The sequence below is a fragment of the Burkholderia crassaminum genome (assembly GCF_964265005.1).
Lineage (GTDB): Bacteria > Pseudomonadota > Gammaproteobacteria > Burkholderiales > Burkholderiaceae > Burkholderia.
The window spans coordinates 795404-807659 of record NZ_OZ183801.1 but is presented as its reverse complement, the minus strand read 5'-3'; the positions used below and the strand labels follow the sequence as shown (position 1 = coordinate 807659).

Annotated in this window: 14 protein-coding genes; 7 read left to right on the top strand and 7 right to left on the bottom strand. The window is 63.4% G+C overall.

The genetic code is table 11. The annotated features are described in order from the left end of the window. Nucleotides 1–12 precede the first annotated feature (12 nt). From ACPTTF_RS36890 to ACPTTF_RS36875, 4 genes are all read right to left on the bottom strand, one after another. Nucleotides 13–408 carry a hypothetical protein gene (locus tag ACPTTF_RS36890; RefSeq protein WP_423372438.1) on the bottom strand — a complete coding sequence of 132 codons (396 nt, stop codon included), beginning with the start codon at nt 406–408 and terminating at the stop codon, nt 13–15. 821 nt (nt 409–1229) lie between these two features. Beyond that, a complete protein-coding gene (locus ACPTTF_RS36885; protein WP_423372437.1) occupies nt 1230–1907 on the bottom strand; it encodes a hypothetical protein in 678 nt (225 codons plus the stop codon). A gap of 252 nt (nt 1908–2159) precedes the next feature. Next, nucleotides 2160–3017, bottom strand: a complete 858-nt coding sequence (locus ACPTTF_RS36880) for a PhzF family phenazine biosynthesis protein (protein WP_423372436.1) — start codon at nt 3015–3017, stop codon at nt 2160–2162. A gap of 87 nt (nt 3018–3104) precedes the next feature. Further along, nucleotides 3105–3923 (bottom strand): TrmB family transcriptional regulator, encoded by an 819-nt coding sequence (locus ACPTTF_RS36875; RefSeq protein ID WP_423372435.1) that lies wholly within the window; start codon nt 3921–3923, stop codon nt 3105–3107. Between the two features lie 133 nt (nt 3924–4056). Between ACPTTF_RS36875 and ACPTTF_RS36870 the strand changes: the two genes are divergently transcribed. The 4 genes from ACPTTF_RS36870 to ACPTTF_RS36855 all read left to right on the top strand — a co-directional run bounded on the left by ACPTTF_RS36870 (nt 4057) and on the right by ACPTTF_RS36855 (nt 7312). After that, entirely contained in the window at nt 4057–4422 is a 366-nt protein-coding gene (locus tag ACPTTF_RS36870; protein WP_166959298.1) for a RidA family protein, read from the top strand. Then, entirely contained in the window at nt 4419–5624 is a 1206-nt protein-coding gene (locus ACPTTF_RS36865) for an MFS transporter (RefSeq protein WP_423372434.1), read from the top strand. The genes ACPTTF_RS36870 and ACPTTF_RS36865 overlap by 4 nt, the downstream gene beginning before the upstream one ends. A 528-nt stretch (nt 5625–6152) precedes the next feature. Further along, nucleotides 6153–6989: a M48 family metallopeptidase gene (locus ACPTTF_RS36860; protein ID WP_423372433.1), complete on the top strand. Its 837-nt coding sequence runs from the start codon at nt 6153–6155 to the stop codon at nt 6987–6989. Nucleotides 6990–7012: 23 nt separating this feature from the next. Next, the gene (locus tag ACPTTF_RS36855) at nt 7013–7312 is read left to right on the top strand and encodes a hypothetical protein (RefSeq protein WP_423372432.1); all 300 of its coding nucleotides are present in this window, start codon (nt 7013–7015) and stop codon (nt 7310–7312) included. Here the strand turns inward: ACPTTF_RS36855 and ACPTTF_RS36850 are convergent. The 3 genes from ACPTTF_RS36850 to ACPTTF_RS36840 form a co-directional block, all read right to left on the bottom strand. Beyond that, on the bottom strand, nt 7281–8288 hold the full coding sequence (locus ACPTTF_RS36850) for an AraC family transcriptional regulator (protein ID WP_423372431.1): 1008 nt from the start codon (nt 8286–8288) through the stop codon (nt 7281–7283). The genes ACPTTF_RS36855 and ACPTTF_RS36850 overlap by 32 nt on opposite strands. Nucleotides 8289–8303: 15 nt before the next feature. Beyond that, nucleotides 8304–8756 carry a GNAT family N-acetyltransferase gene (locus tag ACPTTF_RS36845; protein WP_423372430.1) on the bottom strand — a complete coding sequence of 151 codons (453 nt, stop codon included), beginning with the start codon at nt 8754–8756 and terminating at the stop codon, nt 8304–8306. A gap of 263 nt (nt 8757–9019) precedes the next feature. After that, a complete protein-coding gene (locus tag ACPTTF_RS36840) occupies nt 9020–9277 on the bottom strand; it encodes a hypothetical protein (protein WP_423372429.1) in 258 nt (85 codons plus the stop codon). A gap of 52 nt (nt 9278–9329) precedes the next feature. Between ACPTTF_RS36840 and ACPTTF_RS36835 the strand changes: the two genes are divergently transcribed. Genes ACPTTF_RS36835 through ACPTTF_RS36825 form a run of 3 tightly spaced genes read left to right on the top strand, consistent with a single transcriptional unit; the run spans nt 9330 to nt 12041 of the window. Continuing rightward, nucleotides 9330–10175, top strand: a complete 846-nt coding sequence (locus ACPTTF_RS36835) for an ABC transporter permease (RefSeq protein WP_423372624.1) — start codon at nt 9330–9332, stop codon at nt 10173–10175. Beyond that, a complete protein-coding gene (locus ACPTTF_RS36830; RefSeq protein WP_166959308.1) occupies nt 10162–11013 on the top strand; it encodes an ABC transporter permease in 852 nt (283 codons plus the stop codon). Before ACPTTF_RS36835 ends, ACPTTF_RS36830 begins: the two co-directional genes overlap by 14 nt. Further along, nucleotides 11010–12041 carry an extracellular solute-binding protein gene (locus ACPTTF_RS36825; RefSeq protein WP_166959310.1) on the top strand — a complete coding sequence of 344 codons (1032 nt, stop codon included), beginning with the start codon at nt 11010–11012 and terminating at the stop codon, nt 12039–12041. Before ACPTTF_RS36830 ends, ACPTTF_RS36825 begins: the two co-directional genes overlap by 4 nt. Nucleotides 12042–12256: the final 215 nt, after the last annotated feature.

The window sequence follows — 12256 nt, the reverse complement described above, 5'->3', positions numbered from 1 at the left end:
ATCGCCCTCAATTTATGATCTGAATTGAAATGCCGCCCGGTGCGCAACCGGCGTCGCGCGGCATGACTGGTACAGCGCATTGCTTCGCGAGCGCCCGGACTCAGGCCAATTCCGGCGCCGTATCCACTCGTCGGCGATGGTGGCAAAATCATCGGCCGTCCGGCCATCGATCCAGCCCACCATGTTGGCCCTGACCATCTCGTTGCTTCGACAGCCGATGTTGGCGGCTGCACGGCCACCAACATGAATGCCGTAGATGCTCCACTGGCCGGCGTCATTCCTGGCGACGATCGCGGAACCGCTTTGCTCCTGCGCGGTGGAAATCCTGTCGCTCAGGAGGGGCGGTGTGACGTCGGTCAGCGGCCCGATGGCAGCCCACATGGTTTCGCTTTCCTGATAGGCAATCACACCGTCCTTCGCACAAGACCTGCTTAAGCGCGCAACCATCTAACTGCTCCGGTGACATCGGTTTTGGACACGACGCGCGAAATATCGCGCCCGATATAAGTACCCCGCCGCACGCAGCAAATCCATTACATCCCATTACGGCGTGTCGCTACATCCAGGCTGCCCCGATGCATCGATCAGGGGCGTTGTTGTATCAATCGGACGGGACCGCGGTCGGCTGGCGTTGACGCACGACAGCCCGGTTCGGTGTCTCTGTTATGACTTGCGGGTAGTCGCGTGGAGAACCTCGTGCGTCCGCAATCTGTTCGCATTGCCTGAGGTCATCAACATGACGGCCACTTCGTCCTCACGCTCGACTTGTGCAACAACTCCGGATGAATCTGCAGGTTGCGCATGCCGCTAGCAGCGGGCCGCCTCGGCCAGCTCGTATGCGTCGCGCCGGAATTCTTTCGTGGCCTTCACGATGGCCGCGAAAAACCGATGGTCCGCCGCGGGTCGTGCGGCCATTGGCCTGAGCGTCACGATGGGGGCCGAAGGGGGAAACGGCAGCGCGATCTGAAAGATTCGCGGGCAGTCCGCTGAGCAGCGCAGGAGGGTGGCGATCGCTGCGCGTGGCGCGGGGGTGCTTTCCGGGAGATCGAGATTTCTGCCGTTTTATCGTGTGATGCCGTATGACGGCGACGAGGCGAAACCCCGGTGCTGCGGGGGGCTACTGCAGGCAGTCATGCCGCCCTGGCGCGTAGGGTCGCCGGGCGTGTCGGGTCGGCTCGACCGACCCGGCGGTGGCTAGACAGGCGCGTTCGCGTGTTCTTGCCCGGCGCTTATGCGTACGTGGCGATCAGCGCATCGAGATTGCGCTGCGCGCGCGACGTGAGCGATGCGAATTCCGCCGATTGAAACAGCGGGGCCTGCGCGCGCAGATGTTCAAGCGCCTGCCTGCGGCCCGTGCGGAACGCAGCCGACGGCGCATCGGGATCCTGCGCCCACTCGCGTGCGATTGCGCGGTCGTATTCGTGCAGTCGATCGGGCGCAGCCGCGAGGATCGCGAGATCGGCATCGAGAAAAATCCGCCCGGCGCGCTGGAGGTCGGGGGCGGACGCGAACGCATCGGGCAGCCGGTGCGACTTCGTCGCGAGCACGAGATCGTGTGCAACGGACACGTGCGATGCGTGCGCACGCAACCAGGATGCGCTGCAGTGCGCGTTCGTGACCTGCACGAGCCATTGCGCGCTGAGTGCTTCGTTGTCCGCATAATCGGGCAGCGTCGTCGCGTACACGAAGTCGTGCGCCCATACCGTGAGCTCGATCACCGGCCACAGCGGTTCCGCGCGAAATGGTGCGAGATGCGAGAACAGCTCGGCCAGGTGCGCGAGCGTGTGGTAGTGGCGTTGCGGCTCGCCATACGCGAGCTCGACGAGCGGCCAGACGGTGGCCGTGCCGAAGCAGGCGTCGCAGGAGGTGCGCAGCGTGCGGGCGAGGTCGGGGGCGGGGGTGTTCATGTCGGCGATCGACTCGGGCTGGCGATGCGCGCAGCATAGCAAACGCGGCGGCGTGTGCAGTGCTGGCGGCGTATCGATCCGGCAATAGCTGCCGACCTCGTCGTCAGCATATCGCGGCGTGGCGGGCGGGGCGGCCGCACCGCATTTCCGATCCAGTGGTTGCCGGACGGTAGCGGCCGATTCGTCATCGCAACGGGTTGCTCGCGCGCATCGCGATGCTGAAGATCGCGGCGATATTTCCGCCCGGCGCGTCTATACGTTGACGACGCCGCGCCCGAGTTCGATCACGCGCCCACCGACACCGATCGTCCCGCTTGCGCTGACCGACAACCGAAGCAGGCAAGGCCGGCCGACGGCTTCACCTTGCTCGACCTGAAACGCGGCAGGCAGGTCGCGGTTCATCGCAAGCAGCCACCCGCCCAGATTCGCGCAGGCCGATCCCGTCCCCGGGTCTTCCGATACGCTGCCTTGCTTCACGAAGAAGTAGCGCGACACCACCGTGCCCGGACGCTCGGCATCGAACGTGAACACATACGCGGTCTTGCGGCCGAGGCTGCTGGTCGGCCAGATGTCGAGGCCCGCGCTGTCAGGCTGCGCGCGGCGCACGGCTTCGGGATCCTTGAGCGCGACGAGCAATTGATCGGCGCCGGTGTCGACCCAGATCGGCGATGCGAGCAGATCGTCTTCCGTCAGCCCCAGCAACGCCGCCATACGGGTATCGGACAATTCGCATGCCGCCGTCTTCGGCATGCCGGCATGCGGCGCGGTAAACGTCCACACGTCGTCGTGCGCGTTGACGTCGACCACGCCGGCCTTGAATTCGAGTGTGAGAGCGTCGTCCGCACCCAGCAGGTCGCGCACGACATGCGCGGTGCCGAGCGTCGGATGGCCTGCAAAGGCCATCTCGTAGCCCGGCGTGAAGATGCGAACCCGCGCATGCGCGCGCTCCGACGGCAGCACGAAGGTCGTTTCGGACAGGTTGAACTGCACGGCGAGCGCCCGCATGGTCGCGTCGTCCATGCCGCGCGCATCCTCGAATACGCAAAGCGGGTTGCCGCCGAACGTCGATTCGGCGAATACATTGAGCAGGCGGAAGGCATAGGCGGTCATTGGACGCTCGCGTGAGGATGGTGATTACCGTACCTGGGTGAAGTGCGCGCGGCTCGATGCGCCGGCAGCCGCGCAGGGTCGCATGGGTCAGCTCGGCTTGTCGAGCGGCGCAAGCATCGCCTGCATGTCGGGATGCTTGAGGACTTTCCTGTACTCCGCCGGACTCATTGCGTCGATCAACACGCGCCCGCTCACGTCCGCCTTGATGTACTCGACGGCAAGCAGTGCAATGACCGGATTGGTGGTCAAGGTGGCGTGATCGGGTGAATGATCGCCGAATTCAGCCACCACTGCCTCGGTGTTGTCCGCCACGACGACGGCGAGCCGGCGGCCGGACAGCCTCAGCCTCGCGCTCGCTCCGCATTTGGCCATGTCGTAGTGGCGCGGCCCGTTGAGCGTGCGATTGCCGTAAATCGCCACGTGCGTGTCGACGCCCCGTGCCGCGGCGGCCTCGAGCAGCGGCCCCAGGTCGTCGATCTCTTCGTCCCAGACACCCGCGAAAATCTGTGTTTTCGCATTGACGATGACGCGCGCGAACGCGCTGGCGATCGCTTCCCGCCCGCTCAACGACCAGACGAGCCCAGGCTCCTGTTGAACCGGCAGCCGGTCGAGCGCGCCTGCGGCCAGTTCGAGATCCGCATTGAAGCGCGTGCGCAAATCCTCGAGCAGCGACCGGTGGGGCACGGCCGCATAGCGGACGGGCTCGGACCGGTTGACGAGCACCGCACCGCGCGTTTCCAGGCGACCCAGGGTTTCATAGATCTTCGATGGCGGCATGCCGGCGCGCCGGCCGACTTCCGCGCCCGTCAGCGCAGCCTGCCCGACGAGGGCCGCGTAGGCCTGCGCTTCGTACTGGGTGAATCCAAGCCGGATCAACGACGTGATCAGCTCCGTGTTTTCGCTCATGTGTTTCGGCTCCTGCGCCCACGACGACCTGTATGGGGCTTCTTGATTAACTACCGGAGTAGTATACAATCGCTCGAACTTACTACCCAAGTAGTAGGCGATGCTTCTCAACCTGACTGGAGAGATCTTCAAGATGAGAAAACGGATCAGCACCGGCTCCCCGTGGGAGCCCAAGGTCGGCTACTCGCGCGCGGTGGTCGTCGACAACACCATCTACATTTCGGGGACGGCCGGCAAAGGCGCGGACGTGTACGCGCAGACGCGCGATGCGCTGGCGACGATCGACCGTGTGCTCGCGGACAGCGGTTTCTCGTTGTCGGACGTCGTCCAGAGCCGCCTGGTGGTCGCGGACTTCGACAACTGGGAAGCCGCGGCACGCGCGCACGGGGAGATCTACGGCGATATCCGGCCGGCGTTTTCGCTGGTGCATGCGCTTCCGTTCGTCGATCCGGAGATCCTGGTCGAAGTCGAGGCGATCGCGGTCAGGACCACGGCATGACCGTTGCCGGCAACCGCATGCCGCTGTCCCGCACCGCGACGGCGGTGCTTGCAGTGGCGGCGGGCGTGGCGATCGCCAACGGCTATGCGTTGCAGCCGTCGCTGTCGGCCATCGCGAGCGAGTTCGGCGTGGCGGCGTCGCGCATGGCGGCGCTCGCCTCCGTGACGATGCTCGGTTATCTGGTCGGCCTCGCCGTGCTGGTGCCGCTGGTCGACCGCTTCAGTCCGCGGGTGCTCGTCTCGATGCAGATGGGCGCGCTCGCGTTGTTGCTGGCGTGCGCGTCGTTGTCGCCCGGGCCGCTCGCGCTCGACGCCGGCTTTTTTCTGGTGGGCGCGGCAACCACGGTGGCGGCGCAGTGCAGCGCCGTCGCCGGCAAGCATGCAGATCCGCAACGGCGCGGCGTGGCGATGGGGGCCGTGTCGGCGGGCATTTCCGCCGGGATCCTGCTGAGCCGTTTCGTGGGCGGCGTGTTGTCGCAATGGTGCGGCTGGCGCGGCGCATTGCTCGTGCTGGCCGGATGCGTTGCGCTGGCCGCCGTCGGTGGTGCAGTGCTGTTGCCCGGCGGCCGGCCGGAGGGGCTGCCCGGCCGGGCGAACGCGATCGGTGCCATTCCACGGTTGCTGCGCGACAGTGCGCAGTTGAGGCGCCGTACCTGCGCCGGCATGCTCTGGTTCTTCGCGTTCAACCTGGTCTGGGTGGGGCTCGCGCTTCGTCTGGCCGAGCCGCCGTATGACCTGGGTGCCGCCGCGATCGGTGCGTACAGTCTTGCGGGCGTGCTGGGCCTCGGCGTGACGCGCGTGGCCGGAAAACTCGCCGATCGATTCGGCGATCGCGCGGTCATCCGGGGCGGACTTTTCGTCTCGGCCGTGTCGACCTTGCTGCTCGGCGTTGCGCTCGGTCGTCCCGGATGGCTGGCTGTCGGGCTGGCCTTGTTCGATGCCGGCTGCTTTGCCGCACAGGTCGCGAACCAGATGTGTGTCGTCGCGATCCAGCCGGCGCGGGCCGGGGCATTGAGTGCAGCGTATCTGACGCTGTACTACGCGGCCGGTGCCGGCGGTGCCGTGGCGGCAGGGGTGCTCAACGCGCGGGTCGGGTGGGGCGCGATGATGATCGTGACGGCGGCGGCCATCGCGGCGGCCGGGTGGATCGGGTCCGCGGCGGCGGGCGTCGCGGCGCGGAACGAGCCGACGTCCGCCGGTTGAGCGCGCGGACGTTCGTACGCGATCGCGCCGGGCCTCCCTTTTTCGCGCATGATCGGGTGCTTCGTCGATCGGCGGCGAGCCGCTCCCGCCATTCACCTGCCTGCGACGCCGGCGGGCAGGCCGGCGCCGGGGCAGGCAGTCGCGCACGGGCGCGCGCATCTCGAATCCGGCGACAGGCGCGCCGGCTCGCACGGCGAACGGCTTCCATTCGATCCCGCGCGGCGACCGGACGGCTACGCTGTCCGCATACATGCATCCGTACTGCCGGCAGATCGCTGGCGTGAGGATGGCGTGCCCGTTGCGAATTCACGCGTGGCAATTGTGCGAGGCATAGTCGAATGCGGCGGCTGTTGGTCGATCGCAGGGGCGTGTCATTGCCGGATCGCGGGAAGCGAATCAAAATAGGCCAGTACCGCGGGGGGAAGCGCAACCGAGGAAAGATGTCGATGGCGAAAGCCGGAACATCATCGGGTACGCGTCACCGGAAATCGAAAAGACCGGAGTTGAAGCATAAAAAAGGGAATTGCAATGAACGTGAGAGAGCTTCGCAACAAAAAGGAAAATGTCTATCACTGGATCATGATGGTGATCGGAGTCATTCTGTGGGTGGCGATCGCGGAACTGGTGTGGGACTACTGGGGTCATCCGAAATTTGGCGCGACGGTCCATCTGTACGTCGGATACGCCATTGCGTTCGTGGCGTTCCGCTGGGTGGCCGGTGTGATGTATCGCGCGATCGCGTTCGGGAACATGGTGCTGCTTGGCCCGTCCCAGTTTCCCGAGATTTACGCGATGGTGGAGGCGGGAGCGAAGGAGATCGGGCTGGGCGAGACGCCGAAAACGTTTATCTACAATTCGAATGGATTGTTCAATGCGTTTGCCCGACGCATCCTGGGCGGTCGTTACGTCTTTCTGACATCGGCACTCGTGCAGGCAAACAATAATGCGCAGGTGCGCTTCGTGATCGGCCATGAAATCGGACATCATGCTGCCGGACACCTGAACCCGTGGATGAATTTCATTAAACTGCCGGCGCACATCGTTCCATTTCTGGGTAAGGCCTATTCGCGCGCGAGAGAGTACACCTGCGACAGCATCGGCGCGTATCTGTCGAAAGATGCGCACGCATCTCGAAGCGCATTGCAAATGCTTGGATGTGGCTGTCAGCGGCTGAACGACTCCATGAACGCCGAGGCGTTCGCCGCGCAAGAGGGCAGCGTGCCCGAGATTTCCGGGTTTATCGTCGAGATTTGCAGAACGCATCCGCGCCTGACGCGACGTGTCTCCGCAATCAATGCGTGGTCGAAATATGCGGGCGACGGCGAACCGACCTTCGACATGAAGTTGCCGGCCGGGCAACGGTAGTCGCGCGGCTTGCGGCTGAAAGCGTGTTCGCCGGCCCGTCGAGCGATCCTGACGCCGTGTCGATCCCGATGGAGCGGGGCAAGGCCCACATCGTCCATGACGCCGGCGGCCTTCGCCGCCATCACAGTGCCCTTCACGTGGGCCAACAAGCTATCGGGGAAGCGATCGACAACCGGCGTCGCGATGACGTGCTGGCCGCCGTGCCGGCCAGTGCGTCGATCGCGCCGTGGCCGGCAGGCGGGCGCATGCCGACACCGGGCCGTCCGCTCGCCGCGTTGCGCGCGAGCCGGTTTATTTCGACCAGCGCCTCATCGCCCGGCTGAACGCGGAGGTATTCTTGTACCCCAGTCTCGCGGCTATCTCCTTCACCGTGTATTCCCTTTCCGATAGATATCGCGACGTCAGGTCCTGGCGGACAATATCGTACAAAGCACTAAACGACGTGCCCATTTCCTGAAGCTTTCGCTGCAGGCTCCGCATCGAAATGCCGAGTTTTTGAGATAGTTCCGCGACATCCTGGCACGTGGGGTCCTCATACATCAGGCCGAGCAGCCGCCCGATGAGGTCGGAGGGAACCCAGTGCGCCAGTTCAAATTCACGTTTGGCGCACGCCTTCCTTGCCGTTTCGAATTCGAGTGGATGTGCGAGCGGAAGCGCGATTTCCAGCGTCGATGCACTCAATTCGAGGTAGTTCTCGTCGGCGTCGAATTCGATCGGGCAGTTGAAGTATTCCGAGTAAGACTCCGCGTGTGGCGGCTCGGGATAGACAAACCCTATTTTCGAGAAATCGGGATTGCATCCGATCAGGTCGCGTATCTGTCGGCGTACCGCCGTAAATACCATGTCGGTATTGACGACAAGCAGATCGGTGCGATAGGTATAGCCGCCCACCGTGATTCTCGCGGTCTCGCCCGCCGTGGTCACCCGTATCCTGAAATAGCTGATACCGAGCAGCGGGTGCTCGAAGCCCAGGCGCAGCGCGGCGCCCAACGTCGGGCTCACCAGCATCGCGTGGCCACGCAGGCCGTACGACGTCACCGGGATCGCATGGCCGATATGCAGTCCGATCGCGCTGTTGCCGGTCGCCTCGAGCGCATTCGCGAACAGAACCATTTCCTGGGCATGCGTCACCATTGCGCCGGGTCGTTCGATGTCTGATGGAGAAATGCCGGTGCCTTTCAGCACGACGTCGACCGGAACGCCCATGCGCTTCATCAAGTCGAGCGTGATGAAGATGGTGTGCAGTGGCGCTGGACATTGTGCAGCAGTGCGGCGAACCGCGTCGGCTACCGGCTTCATTCGATCCCTTGGATTCTAGTTCCCCAACAACTTTGTAAACACGACCTGACACCCGTACTCGTCCAGATCGCCACGCTTCCAGCCCAGACGCTGGTAAAAGCCATCGGCGCGCGAGCCGGGATCGGTCACAAGCGTGACCTGATCCACGCCCTTGTCCTTCAGCCAGGTCAGCGCACGGGCGAGCAGCTCGCGGCCGATGCCCGCGCCATGGAATCGCGGTGACACGAACAAGGCGGAGATGAATGGCTTTTCAGTGATGACCGGCAGGCAGATCCCGACTGCCTCGTCACCATGCTCACAGATCCAGCCGCCTCCCTGCCTGATCTTCTCGATCAGGAGGTCGCGGTTCAGAAGATGGACTTGGTGGGGGTGAATTCTATTCTCGCGCACGGAGAATCGCACATCATAAAAGGCGCCGACATCTCGCTCGGTCATCGGGCGGTATTTCAGCTTCTCAGCAATGGCCATGTTTTTATTGCCTCTCTTCTCGTTATGTGAAATTTGCGTGCCAAAAAACTGCGCAACTATCTCACGATTTTTGCAAACCCTCCACGATTGAGGATTATCGAGCCGGCCGAAGTCGTGTCGCTGGCGGTTCGCCCTGGTCGGTTGGCACAGTCGGAACCCTTGCTTTCCAGGCGTGCAATCCGGCATCGCGAGCCAGGTGGCTACATCGCGCGCCACGGATTACCGGCTCGGTGTCCGCGCATGGCCCGGTGCGCCGTATTCAGTCATTTCAGCCCGGTGATCGGCAGCCTTAAAATGCCGGGGCGGCGATTTCGGCAAGGCGCGAGATCGGAAATTTCGATATATGCAATAATTCCTAAAAAAATGCAGTATCGCAAATTTATAATGATGATGGCGCACAGGGGTAACACATTGGCGTAATCGGCACATGCGCCGACTATAAATGAGGCTGTCGATTTGGTACGCTTCTTGCCAATCGAACTGAATGATTTGAGGTCGTTGGCAGTGCGCCAAGTCTCCATGCTCAATCTACTGAAGTCGTGGCGGCCGATGGCCAACCCGACGGCGCTCGTCATGCTGGTGGGCGTCGTCCTTCCCGTGATCGTCCTGGCGGTTGTGTCGCTCAGTGCGCCGCGCGACTTCGGCGGCGTGTCGTGGGGCGACTTCACTGTCCGGGCATACGAGCGGATTGTCTTCGATCGGGACTGGGATGGGGCGCGCGTCCTTCAGTGGGGCTATCTCGCCATTTTCGCCCGGTCGATGATCATGGCCGTCCTGACCACCGCGGGTTGTCTCCTGATTGGATTCCCGACAGCGCTGTTCATTGCGACGCGCTCCCCGAAGTGGAAGGCCATGTTGCTGATCCTGATCACGATCCCGTTCTGGACCTGCGTCGTCGTCCAGATGTACGGGTTGATGATCGTCATTGCGGACGACGGCCTTCTGAACCGGTTGTTGTCCGGCGCCGGCCTGATGCATGGCCCGCTCGGATTGCTCTATACCGATCTCGCGACGCTGATCGGCCTGGTCTATGCCTTCACGCCGTTCATGGTCGTGCCGATCTTCGCCGCGCTCGACGATTTCGACTGGCGGCTGGTCGAGGCGGCCTACGACCTCGGGGCTGACAAGTCGGCGGCACTGGCCCATGTCGTCGTGCCGTGCTGCCGTCCGGGCATCATGGCCGGAACAGGGCTCGTCTTCGTTCCGGCACTGGGTTCCTATACGATCCCGGGTCTGCTCGGCGGCAACCATGCTTTCATGATCGGCAACCTGATCGACTTCCAGTTTGCCGGGGGACGGGATTGGCCGTTGGGCGCCGCCATGTCGTTCGCCTTGCTCGCCATGGTGCTTCTGGCGATGCTCGCGTCTCGCCTGGGTTCGTTGTTCCGACGGCAGGAGCGTATGCATGATTTCGCCTGAACTGCGCCGGTTTCCACTGACTGCGGCGATCGCATGCGCGGTGCTGGCGTTCCTCTATCTGCCCATGCTGACCGTGATCGGGATGAGCTTCAACACCGGGCCGTCCGCCCTCATATGGGACGGGTTCGGGATGCAAGCTTACGTTGATGCCTGGGCTGATCCGACACTGGTCCGCGCCGCGAAGAATTCGCTCTTGCTGGCGCTGGCGTCGATGGTGCTCTCCACCACGCTCGCGACGGGCGCGGCAGTCGCGTGGTGGTCGAGAGGCGACCGGCGCGGTTTCGACTCCGCGGGACTCGTCATTGCGCTGCCGCTCGTGATACCCGAGATCGTGCTGGCAATTGCGACCATGATGCTGTTCTCGATGTTCGAGACGGAACTGGGATTCGGTGCCGTTCTGTTTGCTCACGTGGTGTTTTGCGTGCCGCTTGCCTACCTGCCGATCAAGGCGAGACTCGCGACGATCGATCGCACGCTGCTTGAGGCAGCCGCGGACCTGTCGGCCACGCCCTGGGCCACATTCAGGCAAATTACCCTGCCTCTGGCGCTATCCGGCATCGTCGCGGGGGCGCTGCTGTCCTTCGTCGCGTCGATGAACGATTACGTCACCAGCTACTTTCTCGCCGGCGCGGGCATGACCACCTTGCCGATGTACGTCTTCGGCGCGTTAAAGATCGGAATCACGCCGAAGATCAGTGCCGTGTCGACCGTCATCATCGGACTCTCGACGCTGCAACTGATGGCGGTCTGGATCGTCGGCGCCCGAGGCAAAAGAAGATCCAGGACCCAGCAGTCCGAGTTACACCACGCCAATCTCCACGCAATAGGAACAGCATGAAAAAAACAATCGGTGCGATGTTGCTTCTTGCCGCCGTCACGACCCAGGCCGCCGAGTTACATATCGGAAGCTGGCCGAACATCCTGCCTGTCAACTTGCTCAAGAAGTTCCAGGCCGACACCGGCATCGAGACGACGCTCGACACCTATGCGAGTGATGCAGCGTTGACCCAGAAGCTTCAGGCGGGAGGAGGGGGATACGACGTCGTGGTGGGCGGCGACTACTACGTTCCGGTACTCGTGAAGTCTGGCCTTCTGCTCAAGCTGGACAAGAGCAAGCTGCCCAATATCGCCAACATCAAGCCCGAGTACCGTCATCCGTCGTTCGATCCGCAGCGGGATTACGCGATGCCGTTTACGGTCGTCCTGACCGGGTTTGCCTACGACAGCGCGCGCGTGCCGGGCGGCCGGCTCGACGATAGCTGGAAGTCGTTCTTCGAGCCTCCTGAGGCGCTGCGCGGCCAGGTCGGCGATCTGGACGTCGAGGAGGAACTGTACATGGCCGCGAGCTGGTATCTGGGACAGGATGAATGCACCGAGCGTCCCGAGGACGCGAAACGCGTCCTCGATGTGCTGCAGAAGCAGAAGCCGTTCGTGAAGACGTATAGCAACGACGGAACGGTCGATCGTCTCGCGACCAGGCAGATCATCCTTCAGCACGTCTGGAACGGCGCCGCTGCACGGGCACAGGACCGCTTGCCGACGATCCGGTTCGTGTATCCGAAAGAGGGCGTCCGGTTGTTCATGGACAGCTTGCTGGTTCCGGCAAAAGCGCGAAACGTCGATTCGGCCTACAAGTTCCTGGACTGGATGATGCGGCCCGAGAACATCGCGCTGGTGACGAACGCGCTCCGGTACAGCAACGAGATCGTCGGATCGGAACGCTACATCGATCCCGCGCTGCTCGACAATCCCGCGATCAAGACGCCGGAGCAGTACAAGGCGCGGCTCAAGCCTTACAAGATGTGCTCGCCCGCGGCAATTCAACTGCGTAACAAGGTCTGGCTGAAGCTGAAGAGCAATCAATGAATCGCACCGGACGTCGATGACCTGCCGGATGAGCGATTCGCGCGTGCAGCGGTGGAGCCGGGCGCCGCCTCTGCACGCATCACCCGATGCGATCGTCGTCTCCGGCGGCGGTCGAACACGGGGCCGCCGAGCCGGTATGCAGTCGCCGGCGTGATCTTGCGCGCTGGGGCGCGGTGTCTGCATGGGGCCGGACGGAGTTCGAGCCGTCACTTTCC